This window comes from Pseudomonas sp. I8001, assembly GCF_013385345.1.
Classification (GTDB): domain Bacteria; phylum Pseudomonadota; class Gammaproteobacteria; order Pseudomonadales; family Pseudomonadaceae; genus Aquipseudomonas.
In genome coordinates, this window is the sequence record NZ_JACAQC010000001.1 from 213,738 (window position 1) to 230,636 (window position 16,899).

Below are 16,899 nucleotides of genomic sequence, written 5' to 3' on the forward strand. Positions count from 1 at the left end.
TCAGGCAGTGTAGTCAGGTTTTGGAGAATTTATGGCTATTGGCCATTATTTTCGCGGAGGCAGTGCTACCGGCGTCAGCACAGGGCGGCCGGCAAAGTATTCCAGCAGGTTGTCCGCCACGCGCTGCACGGTGTCATGGGCGGCTTCCGGTGACAGGCCGGCGACGTGGGGCGTGAGCACGGTATTGCTGAGGCGCTTGAGCGCGTCGGGCACGTTGGGTTCATCGTCGAACACGTCCAGTGCCGCGCCGCCGATGCGCCGTTGCTCCAGGGCGGTAATCAGGTCGGCGGTGACCACCACGCTGCCGCGCCCGATGTTCACCAGGAAGCCGTTGGGGCCCAGCGCGTCGAGGGCCTGGCGGTCGATCAAATGTCGCGTGCTGGCGCCGCCCGGGGTGGCCAGGACCAGGAAGTCCGAGGCCCGCGCCAGTTCCACGGCGGTGGCGCAGTAGGTGTAGTCCACATCTTCGCGGGGCTGGCGGTTGTGATAACTCACCTCCATGCCAAAACCCAGGGCAGCCCGCTTGGCGATTTCCAGGCCCACGGCACCCAGGCCGAGAATGCCCAGCTGTTTGCCGGCCAGGGAAGGGCGCATTATCTTGGGCCATTCGCTGCGCCGTACTGCTGCGTCCGCCCGGGGAATGTCCCGCACCAGGCACAGCAACAACGCCATGGCGTGGTCGGCCACCGACGGCGCATTCACCCCGGCGCCATTGGTGACCACGATTCCACGGTTGCTGGCGGCTTGCAGGTCCACGTGTTCATACCCGGCGCCGATCACGCAGATGATCTCAAGCAGCGGCAGCGCGGCGATTTCCTCGGCGTACAGGCCCAGCGGGCCACGGGTCAGCACCGCCTGGACCTGCCCGCCGTGGGTCTTGATGGCCTTGGCGCGTTCGGCCGGGGTGGGCGCAAGAATCACGTGAAAGCCATTGCCTTCGATGATCGGCAGGTAGTCGTTGATGGTTTCAACCAGGACCAGAACGGTGACGGGCATGCGAGGGCTCTTCCTGAAGGGTTTGATGGCTTCAGTATGCGACATTTTGTCGGCACGAATCCCGTGTCTGGCGAAGAAAAATCCGACGCCCGCCGGGCATTGGTACTCCGGCGGGCGCTCCAGGTAGAGACGTCAAAAGCCGACATCGGCCGCCTTCACCCGCTGCACAAACGCCCCGGCCAGGGTGGCATTGTGATGTTCGATAATCGCCGCGGCCGATAACGCCGGAGTGTCCATGCACGTATGGCCATCCTCCGGCAGCAGCACCGAGAACCCCAGCTCTACGGCCACTCGGCACGTCGTGTCGATGCAGTACTGGGTTTTCATCCCGACGATCACCAGTTCATTCACCTGTGCCGCCGCCAGTTGCTGCGACAGCTCGGTGCCGAGAAAACAGCTGGGCCGGGTTTTATTGAAAACCGTGTCGCGAGCTTCATCAACCTCCAGTGCTGGCCATAGTTGCCAAAACGGGCTGCCCACCTCGATGGGCGAACCCGCAGGGCCGGTGTGACGTGCAGCGAAAACCGGCACGCCAGCGTGTCGGGCGCGCTGAATCAGCTGGTTGATGTTGTCGAGTACGCGCTGGCGTTCGTAGGGTTTTTCCGGACCATCGTACAGACCGGTCTGCATGTCGATGATCAGCAGGGCGGGGCGCTTGTTGTCAGGCATGGTACTGCTCCTTGTGTTTGCCAGATGGCGGAGCAATAAAAAGGCCCCGTCCATTGCTGGCGGGGCCTTGGGTAAATCCGGGTGGCTTAGTTTGCGCGCCACTCACCGCTACCACACGACCCGCCGGAAGCGGTCGTGGTGGTGGTGCGGGTGAGGGCCAGCTGAATAAGGTTCATGGGCCGATCATGCTGGCGCTGGCGTTTGGCTGTCAACGCGTCAGCCGAGGTTTTTTTCCGGGATCAGGAGATTCCTGGCGGCAGCGAGGAATTCATCAGACAGGCCGTTGCCTTTGGTCGCACGTGCCAGGGTGAGGGCGCCGACCATCATTGCGTACTGGGCAATGGCGGCCTGCCGGTCACCTTCGGGGGTTCCGGTGGCCTGGGTAGCGGCCAGGATGCCCATGGACGCTTCAAAGCCCCGGATAAAGCTGCTTTGCAATGCACTGTCGGCGGCTTCATGGCACATCTCCCCGGCAAAAGCCGCAACCGGGCAACTGTCCCCGGGGTTGTCACGATTGGCGGCCGACAGATACGGATCAATCAACGCCAGGCGCGCAGCCTCGGGATCAGGGCTTTGCTCGACCCTGGCCTGCCAGCGCTCGCTCGATTGCTCGAATGCCCGGTTGCAGGCTTCCGTGGCCAGCGCCTCGCGGGACTCGAAGTGCCCGTAGAAACCGCCATGGGTCAGCCCGGCGGCGGCCATCACGTCCGACACGCTGATGCCATGGATGCCCCGTTCACGAAACAGCCGCGTGGCGGCCTCGACGATGATTTCGCGGTTGAGTTCGGCTTGTTTGCGGGACACGCGTGGCATCGAGGGCTCTCTGGATCAGGTGGTGGCAGGGATGGGTGGCATCATAAAACGTTTAGCTGGCGTACTGCGCGATCCCGTTGCCGAACGACCAGTTTTCCTTCTTGACCTCCACCAGGCTGATAAACACATCTTCCAGGCGCACCGCCAGTTCACGGTTCAAGCTCTCGGCGATGGTCTTGTACAACAGCTTTTTCTGCTCGGTGCTGCGGCCTTCATTCAGGGTGATCTGGATGATCACCAGGTTGTCGGTGCGCTGGATGCCCAGGTACTCCGGGTCATAGATGAAGTGGTGTTCATCGTGCTCGGTGAGGATCTGGAAGTTGTCGTGTTCAGGCACGCCGATGGCCGTGTGCATGGCGTTGTAGATCAATACGCCGACGCGCTTGGCGTAGGTGACGTCGGGGTTTTTCCGAAGGTCGATGCGCACGATTGGCATGGCAGGTAGTCCAGTGAGAGGCGTGCCTTAAAAATACATGACGTGATGAATTTATAAAATAGATTTCTTATGAAATGTAAAATTGACCCTGCCGGAAACGTCTTCAATCCTCTGCACTGCACAACCATTCCTCAGCTAAGTCTTTGCTTCTTCAAGCGAATCCCGGACAATCGCGCCCCTGTTTCGGTCGTGGCGCTGCCTGTCAGGTTTTTCTGACTCGTCTCGACTGAGTGAATGCGGAGATCCGAACGGATGAATGATCAGGCCAATAGCGTCGACGAACGCTACGCAACGACACCTGCAACCCTCACAAGCTGGAGCCGCCAGGACACCACCTGGATGCTCGGCCTGTTCGGTACGGCCATCGGCGCCGGCACCTTGTTCCTGCCGATCAACGCGGGCCTTGGCGGCTTCTGGCCGTTGGTGATCCTCGCGCTGCTGGCATTCCCGATGACGTTTTTCGCGCACCGTGGCCTGACCCGCTTTGTGCTCTCGGGCCGTGAAGGCTCGGACATCACCGACGTGGTCGAAGAACATTTCGGCCTCAAGGCCGGCGCCGCGATCACCTTGCTGTACTTCTTCGCGATCTTCCCGATCCTGCTGATCTACAGCGTGGCGCTGACCAACACCGTGGGCAGCTTCATGGAGCATCAACTGCACATCGCGCCGCCTCCGCGGGCGATCCTGTCGCTGGTGCTGATCCTCGGCCTGCTGGCCGTGGTGCGGTGTGGCGAGCAGGTGATCGTCAAGGCCATGAGCCTGATGGTGTATCCGTTTATCGTCGCCTTGCTGTTCCTCGCCGTGTACCTGGTGCCGCACTGGAACGGCGGCATCCTCAGCACCGCCAGCACCGTGCCGGCCCCGTCGGCGCTGCTGCATACCCTGTGGCTGGCGATTCCGGTGATGGTGTTCTCGTTCAACCATTCGCCGATCATCTCGGCCTTTGCGGTGGACCAGAAGCGCCAGTACGGCGAACACGCCGAGGAACGCAGCTCGCAGATCCTGTCCCGGGCACACATCCTGATGGTAGTGATGGTGCTGTTCTTCGTGTTCAGTTGCGTACTGACCCTGTCGCCGGCGCAACTGGCCGAAGCCAAGGCGCAGAACCTGTCGATCCTGTCCTACCTGGCGAACCACTTCAGCAACCCGACCATCGAGTTCGCCGCGCCGCTGATCGCGTTTGTGGCGATTGCCAAGTCGTTCCTGGGCCATTACATCGGCGCCAGTGAAGGCCTCAAGGGCCTGGTGCTCAAAAGCGGCCGTCGCCCGGCTGCCAAGGCTCTGGACCGCATGACGGCTGCCTTCATGCTGGTGGTGTGCTGGATCGTCGCGACCCTCAACCCTAGCATCCTCGGCATGATCGAGACCCTGGGCGGGCCGATCATTGCGTCGATCCTGTTCCTGATGCCGATGTACGCGATCCGCAAGGTACCGGCGATGGCCAAGTACCGTGGCCAGGCGTCCAACGTGTTCGTCACGGCGGTGGGCCTGGTGGCGATTACCGCGCTGATTTATTCGCTGGTGTCCTGACAGCACCCGGTTTCAGTGCAATGATCACGGCCAATTCGCAGACAGCGGATTGGCCGTTTTTTTTGCCAGGGAATTAGGGATTGAACACCAAGCCTGAGAGCGACACCACGCCGAACCGTGCACAAGACTTGCTGGCCGGCCTGTCCATCGCCGGCCTGTTGCTGCCCGAGGCCGTGGCCTATTCCAGCATCGCCGCGTTGCCGCCCCAGGCGGGCGTGATCGCCTTGTTTGCCGGATTGTTGTGCTACGGCCTGTTTGGCACCAGCCGCTTCGCGATTGTCTCTGCCACATCGTCCTCGGCAGCGGTGCTGGCGGCGGCCACGGCAACGCTGGCGGGAGACGACCCGGCACTCAGGCTGAGCCTGGCAATGGGCCTGGTACTGGTGACGGGGGCGTTTTTCCTGTTGGCCGGGATGCTCAAGCTGGGCGGGCTGACCTCGTTTATCGCCAAGCCGGTGTTGCGTGGCTTTGCCTTTGGCCTGGCGCTGACGATCATCCTCAAGCAGTTGGCCAGCGTGGTGGGCGTGCACCTGACCGACAACAACCTGATTCGCTTCCTGCCCCAGCTCCTGGAGCAACTGCCGCGCTGGAACTGGGCCGCCGCTGCCGTCGCGGGCGTCGCGTTGCTGCTGCTCTGGCTATGCGCGCGAGTTCGGCGCCTGCCGGGCGGGTTGCTGGTGGTGATCCTCGGGATTGCCGCCGGCCAGTGGCTGGATCTGCAGGCCCATGGCGTGGCGTTGATCGGCGTCATCGACCTGCGTCTGGAACTGGCGCATTTGCCGGTGTTGCCGTTCGCCGACTGGCTGCGCCTGGGAGAGTTGGCGTTTGCCATGGTGATGATTCTTTACGCCGAGTCCTACGGCTCCATCAGCTCCTTCGCCCTCAAGCATGGTGATCGCGTGTCATCCAACCGTGACCTGCTGGCGCTGGGGGCAGCCAACCTGCTGTCCGGGCTGTTCCAGGGCATGCCCACCGGCGCCGGGTATTCGGCGACATCGGCCAATGAGTCGGCGGGAGCCAACTCGCGGCTGGCGGGAGTCGTGGCGGCGCTGGTGGTGTTGGCGATCGTGCTGACGGTGCTGCCTCTGGTGGCGCTGACGCCGGAGCCGGTACTCGCCGCCATCGTCATCTATGCCTTGGGTCGTGGCCTGAGCCTGCAGCCCTTGGGCCGCTATTTCTCCTGGCGCCGCGATCGGTTGCTGGTGATCTGCGCGGTGGCAGCGGTGTTGGTGCTGGGGGTGCTGGATGGGTTGTTGGTGGCCGTCGGAATCAGCGTGGTGTTGATGCTGCGGCAGATGTCGTCGGCGGACGTGCGTGAGCTGGGGCGCATTGACGGCGGACATGATTTTGTCGACTTGCTGCATCACCCGAGCGCCGAACGGATCCCCGGTGTGCTGATCGTGCGGCCCAGTGAAGCGCTGTTCTTCGCGAATGCCGAGCGAGTGTTGGGGGCGGTGTTGAGCCTGATGCGGCACGCTACGTTACCGGTGCACACGGTAGTGCTCAGCCTGGAAGAATCCCCCGACCTGGACGGCACCAGCATCGAGGCATTGCAGGCATTTTTCGTACAGGTGCGAGGGGAGGGCAAATGCCTGGTGCTGGCCCGCGTACGGCATGAGGCGCAGGAGGTGTTGCAGACGCTGCCTGAGGCGTGTGCGCCCCAGGTGCTGATCAGCGGGTTGAGTGTCGATGGTGCAGTGCAACTCGCGTTGCAACCCACCGCCTGAATGCAAAAAGCCCCGACTGGTCGGGGCTTTTTATTGACGCGAGCTTACCGGCGGCGGAACAACGGCAACGGTTCATCCGTCGCGGCCTGGTACGTCACCGAGAAATCCTTGAGGCTTTCCAGCGCTTCGTACGGGTCTTTGTCCGCGCGCAAGGCGAAGGCATCGAACCCGCAGCGGCGCAGGTAGAACAACTGGTCGCGCAGCACATCGCCAATCGCCCGCAGCTCGCCCTTGTAACCATAACGGTCACGCAGCAGGCGGGCGTTGGAGTAGTTGCGACCGTCGGTGAAGGCCGGGAAGTTCAGGGCGATGACCTGGAAGTGCTCCACGTCATCACCGATCTCTTCGGCTTCTTCATCGGCGTCCAGCCATACACCCAGGCCGCCGTCGCGGGCCTTGAGGGCGTGAGCGTGCTCGCGCCACAGGGCCAGTGGCACGATCAGGTCGTCGCAGTTGGAGATGCCATCGAAGCTCGCATCCTTGGGCAGCAGGTGCCAGGTTTCGTCGAGGACTTCGTTGTTCTTAATGATTCGCTGCATAGACGCGCTCCTTGAACAGGTCAATGCCGATGCGCTGGTAAGTGTCGATGAAACGCTCATCTTCGGTGCGCTGTTCGACGTACACGTCGATCAGCTTGCCGATCACGTCAGGCATGGCTTCCTGGGCGAAGGACGGGCCGAGGATCTTGCCCAGGCTCGCATCGCGGCTGGCGCTGCCACCCAGGGACACTTGGTAGAATTCTTCGCCTTTCTTGTCCACGCCCAGGATGCCGATGTGGCCGACGTGGTGGTGACCACAGGCGTTCATGCAACCGGAGATGTTCAGGTCCAGCTCGCCGATGTCGAACAGGTAGTCCAGGTCGTCGAAACGGCGCTGGATCGATTCGGCAATCGGGATCGACTTGGCGTTGGCCAGGGAGCAGAAGTCGCCGCCCGGGCAGCAGATGATGTCGGTCAGCAAGCCGATGTTCGGCGTGGCAAAACCCTGCTCGCGCAGCTCGCCCCACAGGGTGAACAGTTGAGACTGTTCAACATCGGCGAGGATGATGTTCTGCTCGTGGGAGGTGCGCAGTTGGCCGAAGCTGTAGCGCTCGGCCAGGTCGGCGACGCCGTCCAGTTGCTTGTCGGTGATGTCACCCGGTGCAACACCGGTAGGTTTCAGCGACAGGGTCACGGCGACATAGCCCGGCTTCTTGTGGGCCAGGGTGTTGCGGGTGCGCCAGCGGGCGAAACCCGGGTGCTGCGCATCGAGCTCGGCCAACGCGGCGTCCTGATTGCTCAGGGCCTTGTAGTCCGGGTCGACGAAATGCTTGGCAACGCGGTGCACTTCGGCGTCGGTCAGGGTGGTCTGGCCGCCGCGCAGGTGTTCCATCTCGGCGTCGACTTTCTGGGCGAACACCTCGGGGGTCAGCGCTTTTACCAGGATCTTGATCCGGGCCTTGTACTTGTTGTCACGACGGCCGTAGCGGTTGTAGACCCGCAGGATCGCGTCGAGGTAGCTCAACAGGTCCTGCCACGGCAGGAATTCGTTGATGAAGGCACCCACTACCGGCGTACGACCGAGGCCACCGCCGACGAGCACACGGAAGCCCAACTCGCCCGCCGCGTTATGCACCGGCTCCAGGCCGATATCGTGCACTTCGATGGCGGCGCGGTCCGAGGTCGAGCCATTGATGGCGATCTTGAACTTGCGCGGCAGGTAGGCGAATTCCGGGTGGAAGGTGGTCCATTGACGGACGATTTCACACCATGGGCGGGGGTCGATCAGCTCGTCAGCGGCAACGCCGGCGAACTGGTCGGTGGTCACGTTGCGCAGGCAGTTACCGCTGGTCTGAATGGCGTGCATCTGCACGGTGGCCAATTCAGCCAGGATGTCCGGCACGTCTTCCAGGGCCGGCCAGTTGAACTGAACGTTCTGGCGAGTACTGATGTGGGCATAGCCCTTGTCGAAGTCGCGGGCAATCTTGGCCATCATGCGCGTCTGACGGGAAGTCAGTTGGCCATAAGGCACGGCAACCCGCAGCATCGGCGCAAAGCGCTGAACATAAAGGCCATTTTGCAGGCGCAGAGGGCGGAACTCTTCTTCGCTCAGTTCACCTGCCAGATAGCGTCGGGTCTGATCACGGAACTGCTTGACGCGGTCCTCGATGATGCGCTGATCGTATTCGTCGTATACGTACATATAGGTCCTGTTCTCGGCAAATCTGCGCGCACGGCCGCGCACTCCCAACGGAGCCGGCGCACGATACCAGTTTGCGTTTATGCGCAAAAGTGATGTTTGAGTATATGCAAATAACCAAATGGCCTAATGAGAACGGTTATCGCGATACCCACATTTGTCATGCGGGCAATCATGAACTTTACTGTGCTCGTGTCTTTGTGCAATCACCTATAAAACCGACAAGAGGCGATGCTATGAGCAATCCGACCAAAGCCCGCAAAAGTGACAGCAGTGTCGATGCGTGGGCCATTCTGTTTTTGATTATCCTGGTGGTTTCCACTGCCGTGTTCTGGGTCAGCCATCAATAAAAGGGCGTTATCGAGCCTTGTTGTCGACAATCGGCAATTAGCCGAGATTGACCGGCCTGATGCCATTATCATGGGCCGTCATTCCGAAGGGCTCAGGCAACGATGTTGAAGGTTCTCTGCAAGTGCTTGCTGGTGCTGAGCATGCCGTTCTGGGCCATCGCCCAGGCGACGTCGGTGGTGTTTCTCAACCCTGGCAATTCGACCGAGACCTTCTGGGTCAGCTACGCGCAATTCATGCAGGCCGCCGCCAGGGACCTCGGCCTGGATTTGCGTGTGCGCTATTCCGAGCGCAACCCCGAGACCACGCTGGTGCAGGCCCGTGAAGCCCTGCAAGGCGCCGAGCGCCCGGACTACCTGGTGCTGGTCAACGAGCAGTACATCGCCCCACAGATCTTGCGCCTGGCCCAGGGCAGCGGGGTCAAGCTGCTGATCGTCAACAACGCGCTGACGGCGGACCAGACTCAACTGCTGGACGCCGGCAAATACCCTGACTGGATCGGCAGCATGGTCGCCGACGACGAACAGGCGGGCTACTTGATGCTCACCCAGTTGTTGCGCCTGCATGGGCCTGTCGCCCCCGGCCAGACCCTCGACCTGATCGCGTTCTCCGGGGCCAAGACCACTCCCGCCGCGCAACTGCGCGAGCAAGGCTTGCAGCGCGCCCTGGCGGATCATCCGCAGGTGCGCCTGCGCCAGTTGGTGTATGGCGAGTGGAGTCGCCAGCGCGCTTTCGACCAGGCCACGCAGTTATTCAAACGCTACCCGCAGACCGCGCTGGTGTGGGCGGCCAACGATGAAATGGCGCTGGGGGCAATGGATGCACTCAAAGGCAGCGGGCGCACGCCGGGCACGGACGTGTTGTTCAGCGCGGTCAACAGTTCGCCCGAAGCGTTGCAGGCGCGCCTTGAGGGGCGCCTGAGTGTGCTGGTGGCCGGGCATTTCACCCTTGGCGGCTGGGCGATGGTGGTGCTGCATGACGATGCCCGCGGCCTGGGTATGGCGCAGTACGGTGGGCGTGAGCGCAAGCTTGGGCTCTTTCGATTGATTGATCCGCCACAAGCCTCGCGCCTTTTAGAGATGCAGGGGCGCGAGGACTACGGCGTCGACTTTCGAGCACTGTCAGCCCAGGGCAAGCCAGCCACCTATCGCTACCCGTTCAGCCTGCAACTGCTGATGCATTGACCGGCTTCAAACACCGGCCAGGTGCAGCACCAGCTTGACGATGGCAAACAGGGTCAAGGCAAACACGGCGGTAAACACAATACCCAGGATGACAAAGTGGCTGGGCTTGCCATGGGTAAAGTCGCGGGCGCGATTCTTCCCGCTCTGCACCCCGAAGGCGGCTGCCATCACGCTGTGAAGCATCTGCCAGAAAGTCGGTGGCTTGTTGTTGGAATCGTCCATAAAGGCCTCGCGGTAGGGATCAAACCCATGGATGAGGATAGCCAAGTTCCCGCAAAACACCGGCTGTAGCTATCTACCGCCCTGGCGGTTGGCCCGTTCGCTGTACTGGGACTCCTTAACAGAGTCATCAGGAACGAGCGCATGCCAACCTTACCCGCCCCGACAGAGCAGGGGCTACACACCGCATTGATCAAGAACAGCTTGCCCGGCTGGATTGCCCGCAGCGCGGCTGCGGACATCCGACGCTTGAAGCCGGGCCTGCTGCCCGGGCGCGTCCCCGAGGATGCACCACCTGCCTGGCTCAGTAACGCGCCCCAGGGGTTGCGCCAGGCATTCGCCGACAGCCAGTTGGCCAGTCGCCGCGCCCACGAGCGGCTGGCCAAGACTCTCGACGGCCTCAAGGGCATCACCGAGTTCGCCCAGCCGCTGCTGGAAGACGCCTGGCGCAAACGGTTCGGTGAGGTACCGGACGTCCACAAGCACCAGTTGCACTACCTGCGTTACCGTCAGGTGCCGCAACAGCATTCGCTGTTGCAGGCGGCATTGCTCAACTTTGAAGGCAATGAAGACTTTGCCGATATCGCCCTTGAGCAAACCAGCGCGCTGGCCCCCGAAGGGGCGTTGTTCACCGAGTACTACGGCGAAATTCTGAACGACCATTCACGCCGGGCCCGCTATCGCTACCGCGAAAAGCTCGCCGTCACCCCGGACCAGTTTGCTGCGCTCTGCCGCACGCTGGACCTGGGCCGGCAATACCAGGCGCATTTGCAACAAGTGTTCGAGGAGGCGGGCACCAAGGCCTTGGTGCGCGAGCAGATGATCGACGCGCACAAGAAACTGCTGGCCGTCAGGCTGCACACGGCGCGGATGAAGAACGAAGTCAGCGACAGTGCCTATGCCATGCTCAACGCCTTGCTGGCCGGTACCGAACGGCCGCAGTTGGATGGCAAGCCCGTTGCCTGCAGCCAATTGGCGATTCTCGGCTGCAAGGTGGGTGAAGTCGTACTGATCGGGCCGGGCGTCGGCGCGATGGCAGATGCCCGGCAGCCGTTGGGCTGGGGCACTGTGCTGGTGCCCGGCGCCTCGCTAGGGGAGTTGCTGGTGCCGGCCGCGGCCGACCAGCGGCTGGTGGCGTGGATCCCCGGTGCGCCGTTGTGCCCGCTCAAGGAATACCCGTCGATAAAGGCGTTCGAGGCGGAACTGGCGATCAACCTGCGCTCCCCGGAGTATCAGCGGCTGTTTGCCAGCCTGGTGCCGCAAGACGAAGCCCCGGCTTTCCTGCAACGACTGAAGACCAAGCTCTTTACCTTCGAGTGGAATTCCCGAGGCTACATGGAGCAGATCTACGACCCGAACATCAACCTGGCGCGCCGCGAAAGCCTGATCAGTGGCGAGCTGTTCGGAGCACTCTATGACAACCACCTGCAACGCCTGAAAGATAACGCCAGAACGCTCGCCGTACCCACCGCCGAGGCGGATCGCAAGGCTGCCCAGGAACGCCACGAACATTGGCTGAGTATTGGCTTGAATGTGCTGAACGTGGCGGCCTTTGTCGTGCCCGGCCTGGGGGAGGTGATGCTGGCGGTCACGGCTGTGCAACTGGGCCTGGAGGTCTACCATGGCATCGAGGCGTGGAAGGAAGGCGACATCGATGCCGCCTGGGGACATCTGGAGTCGGTGGCGCTGAACGTGGCCTTCATGGCCGCCCTCGGCGGTTCGACGGCCCTGGCCGGTCGCGCGCCGAAAATCCAGGTGTCCCGCTGGGTGGATGGCCTGGTACCGGTCAAACTGCCCAGTGGTGAGGCTCGGCTGTGGAAACCGGACCTGGCGCCGTACCGCAGCGAGGTGGTGCTGGCCCCGGCTGTCAAGCCTAATGCCCGGGGCCAGTACGAGACAGGCGGCAAGATTTATGTGCGTATCGGCGAAAACCTGCATGAAAAGGTCTTCGACAGCCGAATCCGCAAGTGGCGGATCAAACACCCGGAAAATCCCGAGGCTTACCAACCGATCCTTGAACACAACAACGCCGGTGCCTGGCGGCATGTGCATGAGCAGCCCTTCAAATGGGACCGCCTGACCCTGTTGCGACGACTGGGGCCTGCCACTGAAGAATTCTCTGATACGACACTGGGCATTATTGGGGATATCAGTGGGGTCCAGGATGACGTGTTGCGCAAGGCGTATATCGAAGGCAGGCCGCTGCCCGCCGTGCTGGCCGATACCCTGGAGCAGTTCCGCAGCCAGCCAGTGGCGGAAACGGCGCCGCTGGCTGGCGAAGAGGCGGTGCTGCAACGGCGCTTCCCTGGATTGTCGAGGCGAGCCATCCAGGAAATTCTTGATACCGCCAGCGAACAGGAGCGCTTGCAACTGCGCAGTCAGCGTGGAGCCTCGGCGCGCCTGGACAATGCCGCTCGCCGCGCAGTCCAACAAGGCCGCCTGAGCCGTGCCCTGGCGGGGCTGCATCGTCAGGCCGACGCCGGTGCCGACACTGACCGCCTGGCCCTGCATTGCCTGCAACACTTGCCGGGCTGGCCCACCAATCTGCGCCTGGAAGTGCGCTTTCAGGCTGTCGAAGGACCGTTACTGAACAGCATTGGGCCGCAAGATGCGCCGCTGCGCAGATACCTGGTCAAGCAGGGCGAAGCCTTCCAGGCCTACGACGAGCGCGGTGTCGCGCTGAACAGCCGGACCACCGGGCGGCGTAATTTCTTCCAGTCCGTCGTGCATGCGATCCCCGCTGCGGCCCGACCTGGCCTGGACATGCCCGTGGCGACCCTGGACCGGGAACTGCAACAGGCGGTGGCCAGTTATGCCACCCGCCGCCGTAGCCAAATGTCCAATGTGCTCGGCCTGCGCGCACCGCGTTCGCGGCCCGTGTTGACAGGGGCGGGGGGCGTCCTGGGTTACCCGTTGAGCGGTCGGGGCAAAGGCTTTGACGTGGATGCATCGCTGACGGCGAGGGTGCAGGCGCTCTATCCGAACCTCAACGCCGGGCAGGCCAGCGATTTTGTCCTGAGCCGATTGCAGGCCGGTGAAAGCGCCCAACAGATCTTCACCCTGTTGGGAAACCGCCAGCGTGAGTTTGACCTGTTGCAGGCAGAGCTTGATCAGTGGACCGCCGCTGCTGCCGGGCAGGCGGGCGGGGCCAGCCAGCAACAACGGGTAGCGGCCGACATCATAGGATGCTGGCGCCAGGGCATTTACCGCGAGCGGCCGCCCCAGAGCATTCTGTCGTTGGGCAGCGTGACGGACCTTCCGCGCCTGAGTGCAGACTTTTCCCATGTGCAGGCGCTGAGCGCACATGCCGAGCTTTTGTTGGGTGATCAGGGCGTGCGTCTGGCCGATCAGTTTTCCCGGGTGCGACACCTTGAGGTGTTTCTTGACGCAACGCCGGGCACCGGACTGGTCGGCGGGCTGAACCGCTTCGTCGATCTCAACCAACTGACGTTGAATGGTCGGGACGTGGCCTATTCGGTCCCCTTCATTCAACGCCTGGGGGCAATGGAGCGCTTGCACAACCTGTCCGTCGCGGGGCTTTCGCAAAACCTGGACGTCAGCCCCCTCACGCACCTGCGCTCGTTGCGCATGGAGGGCTCGGTGCAGGAGTGGCCACAGGGGGTGACGTCACTTGAGCACCTTGAGAGGCTCGACCTGTGGCGAACAAACATCCGTTCGGTGCCCCCGTCGATGCTCATCGGGCATGAACGATTGTGGCGCGGCCTGAACCTGCGGTGGGCCGCGTTTGACCGCCGGGAATTCATGGCGGTGTATGAACATGTGCGGGGCAATCCGGCTCACCTGCTCAATGAGCAAGCCCTGGTGCAGGGTTACTGTGAAGGCGTGATGGACCGCTTGAAAAATGTGCACTGGGGGTTTGGCATAGACGTTGTCTCTCAGTTCCGGCAGCAGGGTCTGACCACTGAACAGATACTGGCCCGCACTCACCAGGTACTCGACGAACAGCTCGCCCTGAGCCGGGACCTGGAGGAGTGGGCGACCAGGGAGTTGCGGGTTGACCGCCGGCAGGTGGATGTCTTTTACCGCCAGCGCGCCGCCGAGCGGCTCCTGGACAGTTGGCGTGAAGGCCTGGGGCCGCGGTTTGCGCCGTCGGGCATGTCGGCGCGCTCCAACCTGCCGACCGCCACACTGAACCTGTCGGGGGGCGTACTGGGCGACTTGCCCGGGTTGCCGGCGGCCGCGTTCGCCCATGTCAAACAGGTCAACCTGAGCGGCACCCGGGTTTCCATTGAGGCGCTGAATGACTTTCTCGGCGCATTCAACGCCATTGAAGACTTGAACCTCAGTGCCAGCAACCTGGCACAGCTGCCTTCGGCCCTGGACAACTTCACCGCCCTGCGCCACTTGGATCTTTCCCACAACCAACTGAGCATCATCCCGTCCATCCAGCAACGCTTGAGCCGCCTGACGGCTCTTGAAACCCTGGACTTGCAATACAACCGTGTTGCGAGCCTGGATCTGCGTGGCCTCAACGCCTTGCGCCACTTGAACCTCAGCCGCACTGGAATCACCGAATGGCCCGAGGGTGTCCTGGACTTGCCAGTCCTGGAGAGCCTGGACCTGAGCCACAGCGCTATCACCCGGGTGCCCGCCCAGGCGCTCACCGGCCACGACACGCTGATGCTCAAGAGCAACCTGCGGGGTTGCCGACTGAATGCCCGGGCCTGCGCCGACATCCTGGCCTTTGCGCAACGCACCCTGCGGGAAAATCCATTGGGCCTTGATGTGGAATTACTGCCGTTGGTGGGGCCGGAAATCTACCTGCACAAGCCGCTGGGCATTCCCCAGGAACAGCTGCGCATCGGCCGGACCGGCGGCGATCCGGAGTATTTCCCGGTCAGGGTCACGGACGACCCCGGCCAGTTGCTGTTGCCCCTGCACGTCGAGAACGTCGACGCGCAAGCACGCCTCACTCCGGCGGCGCGCCTGCAACAACTGGATCCTGCCTTGAGCAGTGCCCAGGCGGTGGCGCGCATTGATGAATGGCTGGCCGCCGGCCTGGGCGCCACCGGCGTCGACACACGCCTGGTGCAGTTGCGCGCCGAGCATCAACGCTTGAGCCGGATGTTGAACAGTTGGATCGACATCGAAGGTTATCGCGAGGGGGGCGGCTGGGTCAGTGCCCTCGACCGTCGTCGTGCCGCCGGCCGGCTCCTTGAAAGCTGGCGCCACAACCTGCGTGCCCGGCCCGAGGTGCCGCCGGTGGACGGGCGCGAGGTACTGGACCTGTCCGGGTTGTATCTGGGCGACCTGCCGACGTTGCCGGCTTCAATGAGCCACGTCAGCGTGCTCGACCTCACCGAGGTGAAGCTGACGGAGCAGGGGTCCAATGGGTTCCTGGGCAGTTTCCCCCACCTGCGCCGGCTTGTGCTCAACAAGAATGGCCTGGCGCATCTGCCCGAGGTGATCAACCAATACACGGCGCTGACTCATCTCGAAGCCACCTACAATGATTTGCGCGACGCTGTGGAGCTACAGGCACTGCTCGGCCCATTAAGTGCGCTGGAATGGCTCGACCTTGGCGAAAACACCCTGGCCAGCCTGGATGTCAGCGGCCTGCGCGGGCTGACAAACCTGGATCTGCACAACAACGTCCTGGAGGAATGGCCGGCCGGGGCATTGGAACTGCCGCGACTGCGCACCCTCGACCTCAGCAATAACCAGATCGAGACCATCCCGGACGATGCCCTGTTGCCTCGCCACAACCTCCTGATGAGCAACACCAACCTGACGGACAACGGGCTGGAAGAACGCGTGTTCGAGCGCCTGAGCGAGTTCCTCGAGGAAACGGGGTTCGGCCTGGGTTATACCCGGGAGCAAATTGATCGCGAGCTCGATGGCTTCCTCCTCAGTACCAGTCACGAGGAAGCGGATCTGAGCGGTGAGCTGCATCCGGAGCTGCTGACGCCCGCAGCACAGAAAGCCCAATGGTTTGCTGGCGTGGCGGCCGACTCCAGCAAACACGCAGTCTGGGAGTCGCTCAAGAGCGCTGACGACAGTGAGGATTTCTTCTACATCATTTCCCAGCTGAAAAACGCCCAGGACTTCATCACCGACCGCCCTGAGTTGACGCGCCGGGTATGGGAGGTGCTGGAGGCCGCCGAGCAACGTCCGGCGTTGCGCGAGCAACTGTTCGGCAAGGCTCGCGGCATGCGAATCAACGCGACCTGCGGTGACGGCTGGATCCTGCTGTTCAGCGACCTTGAAGTCAGTGTCTATGAGTTCAAGGCCCTGGAAACCGTGGAGCCCGGAAAAGAAGGCGCGGCGCTGTTCAAGCTGGCCAGAAGCATGATCCGCCTGGAACAGACTGAAGCCACCGCCAGCCGCGTGGTCAGCCTAAAGCCCAGTGTTGACCCGGCGGAAATTCGCCTGGCCTACCGCATCGGCCTGGCCCAACGCCTGGAGTTGCCGCGCCAGCCGTCCGGCATGCTGTACCGCAACCTTTCCCAAGTGAAACAGGCCGATATCGACCAGGCCTACGCCAGCATCATCGCCCGGGAGGCGACCGAGGCGTTCACGGCCGATCTGGTCACGCGCCAGTACTGGGTCGACTACGTGCAGAAGCAATACGCGGCTGACTTTACGACGCTGGCCCAGACCCAGGCCCGCGAGGCTGAAGCCCTGGAGGATCGCTATCCGGCGTTTGGTGCGCAGTACGAGGCGCAAGCCGTGGTCTTGGCCAAGCAAAGGATTGAGCAACGCCAGGCCCTGCTGATTCGCCTGTCCGAGCGGGAGAGAGCAACACTGAGGCTATAACAGCCTGTGCCCCGGCGGCAGG

Annotated in this window: 11 protein-coding genes; 4 read left to right on the forward strand and 7 right to left on the reverse strand. The window is 62.7% G+C overall.

Annotated elements, in window-relative coordinates; genetic code table 11:
- Positions 1-45 precede the first annotated feature (45 nt).
- The 4 genes from HX839_RS00985 to HX839_RS01000 all read right to left on the reverse strand — a co-directional run bounded on the left by HX839_RS00985 (position 46) and on the right by HX839_RS01000 (position 2,914).
- Entirely contained in the window at positions 46-996 is a 951-nt protein-coding gene (locus tag HX839_RS00985) for a 2-hydroxyacid dehydrogenase (protein WP_177066617.1), read from the reverse strand.
- 132 nt (positions 997-1,128) lie between these two features.
- Entirely contained in the window at positions 1,129-1,665 is a 537-nt protein-coding gene (locus tag HX839_RS00990; protein ID WP_177021230.1) for a cysteine hydrolase family protein, read from the reverse strand.
- Between the two features lie 216 nt (positions 1,666-1,881).
- On the reverse strand, positions 1,882-2,478 hold the full coding sequence (locus HX839_RS00995) for a TetR/AcrR family transcriptional regulator (RefSeq protein WP_177066618.1): 597 nt from the start codon (positions 2,476-2,478) through the stop codon (positions 1,882-1,884).
- A 52-nt stretch (positions 2,479-2,530) separates the two neighbouring features.
- The gene (locus HX839_RS01000; RefSeq protein ID WP_003210790.1) at positions 2,531-2,914 is read right to left on the reverse strand and encodes a tautomerase family protein; all 384 of its coding nucleotides are present in this window, start codon (positions 2,912-2,914) and stop codon (positions 2,531-2,533) included.
- Between the two features lie 252 nt (positions 2,915-3,166).
- On the opposite strand from HX839_RS01000, the gene HX839_RS01005 reads away from it, so the two are divergent.
- Both HX839_RS01005 and HX839_RS01010 read left to right on the forward strand, forming a co-directional pair.
- Positions 3,167-4,444, forward strand: coding sequence for a serine/threonine transporter (locus tag HX839_RS01005; RefSeq protein ID WP_177066619.1), 1,278 nt, complete (start codon positions 3,167-3,169; stop codon positions 4,442-4,444).
- Positions 4,445-4,524: 80 nt separating this feature from the next.
- Complete coding sequence (locus HX839_RS01010) at positions 4,525-6,171, forward strand: SulP family inorganic anion transporter (protein ID WP_177066620.1); 1,647 nt, start codon at positions 4,525-4,527, stop codon at positions 6,169-6,171.
- A gap of 44 nt (positions 6,172-6,215) precedes the next feature.
- Here HX839_RS01010 and HX839_RS01015 read toward each other — a convergent pair whose 3' ends face one another.
- Entirely contained in the window at positions 6,216-6,710 is a 495-nt protein-coding gene (locus HX839_RS01015) for a DUF934 domain-containing protein (RefSeq protein ID WP_003210798.1), read from the reverse strand.
- The gene (locus HX839_RS01020; protein WP_003210800.1) at positions 6,694-8,352 is read right to left on the reverse strand and encodes a nitrite/sulfite reductase; all 1,659 of its coding nucleotides are present in this window, start codon (positions 8,350-8,352) and stop codon (positions 6,694-6,696) included. Before HX839_RS01020 ends, HX839_RS01015 begins: the two co-directional genes overlap by 17 nt.
- A 449-nt stretch (positions 8,353-8,801) precedes the next feature.
- Here HX839_RS01020 and HX839_RS01025 point away from each other — a divergent pair, with 449 nt between their 5' ends.
- A complete protein-coding gene (locus HX839_RS01025; RefSeq protein ID WP_102604658.1) occupies positions 8,802-9,881 on the forward strand; it encodes an ABC transporter substrate-binding protein in 1,080 nt (359 codons plus the stop codon).
- Between the two features lie 6 nt (positions 9,882-9,887).
- On the opposite strand, the gene HX839_RS01030 is transcribed toward HX839_RS01025, so the two are convergent.
- Positions 9,888-10,103, reverse strand: coding sequence for a DUF2970 domain-containing protein (locus tag HX839_RS01030; RefSeq protein WP_177040650.1), 216 nt, complete (start codon positions 10,101-10,103; stop codon positions 9,888-9,890).
- A gap of 141 nt (positions 10,104-10,244) precedes the next feature.
- Here HX839_RS01030 and HX839_RS01035 point away from each other — a divergent pair, with 141 nt between their 5' ends.
- On the forward strand, positions 10,245-16,877 hold the full coding sequence (locus HX839_RS01035; RefSeq protein WP_256344658.1) for an NEL-type E3 ubiquitin ligase domain-containing protein: 6,633 nt from the start codon (positions 10,245-10,247) through the stop codon (positions 16,875-16,877).
- Positions 16,878-16,899 lie beyond the last annotated feature (22 nt).

Excerpts from the sequence above, each read along its gene's own strand:
- HX839_RS00985 (WP_177066617.1), bottom strand. The coding sequence starts at position 996 with ATGCCCGTCACCGTTCTGGTCCTGGTTGAAACCATCAACGACTACCTG.
- HX839_RS00990 (WP_177021230.1), bottom strand. The coding sequence starts at position 1,665 with ATGCCTGACAACAAGCGCCCCGCCCTGCTGATCATCGACATGCAGACC.
- HX839_RS00995 (WP_177066618.1), bottom strand. The coding sequence starts at position 2,478 with ATGCCACGCGTGTCCCGCAAACAAGCCGAACTCAACCGCGAAATCATC.
- HX839_RS01000 (WP_003210790.1), bottom strand. The coding sequence starts at position 2,914 with ATGCCAATCGTGCGCATCGACCTTCGGAAAAACCCCGACGTCACCTAC.
- HX839_RS01005 (WP_177066619.1), top strand. The coding sequence starts at position 3,167 with ATGAATGATCAGGCCAATAGCGTCGACGAACGCTACGCAACGACACCT.
- HX839_RS01015 (WP_003210798.1), bottom strand. The coding sequence starts at position 6,710 with ATGCAGCGAATCATTAAGAACAACGAAGTCCTCGACGAAACCTGGCAC.
- HX839_RS01020 (WP_003210800.1), bottom strand. The coding sequence starts at position 8,352 with ATGTACGTATACGACGAATACGATCAGCGCATCATCGAGGACCGCGTC.
- HX839_RS01025 (WP_102604658.1), top strand. The coding sequence starts at position 8,802 with ATGTTGAAGGTTCTCTGCAAGTGCTTGCTGGTGCTGAGCATGCCGTTC.
- HX839_RS01030 (WP_177040650.1), bottom strand. The coding sequence starts at position 10,103 with ATGGACGATTCCAACAACAAGCCACCGACTTTCTGGCAGATGCTTCAC.
- HX839_RS01035 (WP_256344658.1), top strand. The coding sequence starts at position 10,245 with ATGCCAACCTTACCCGCCCCGACAGAGCAGGGGCTACACACCGCATTG.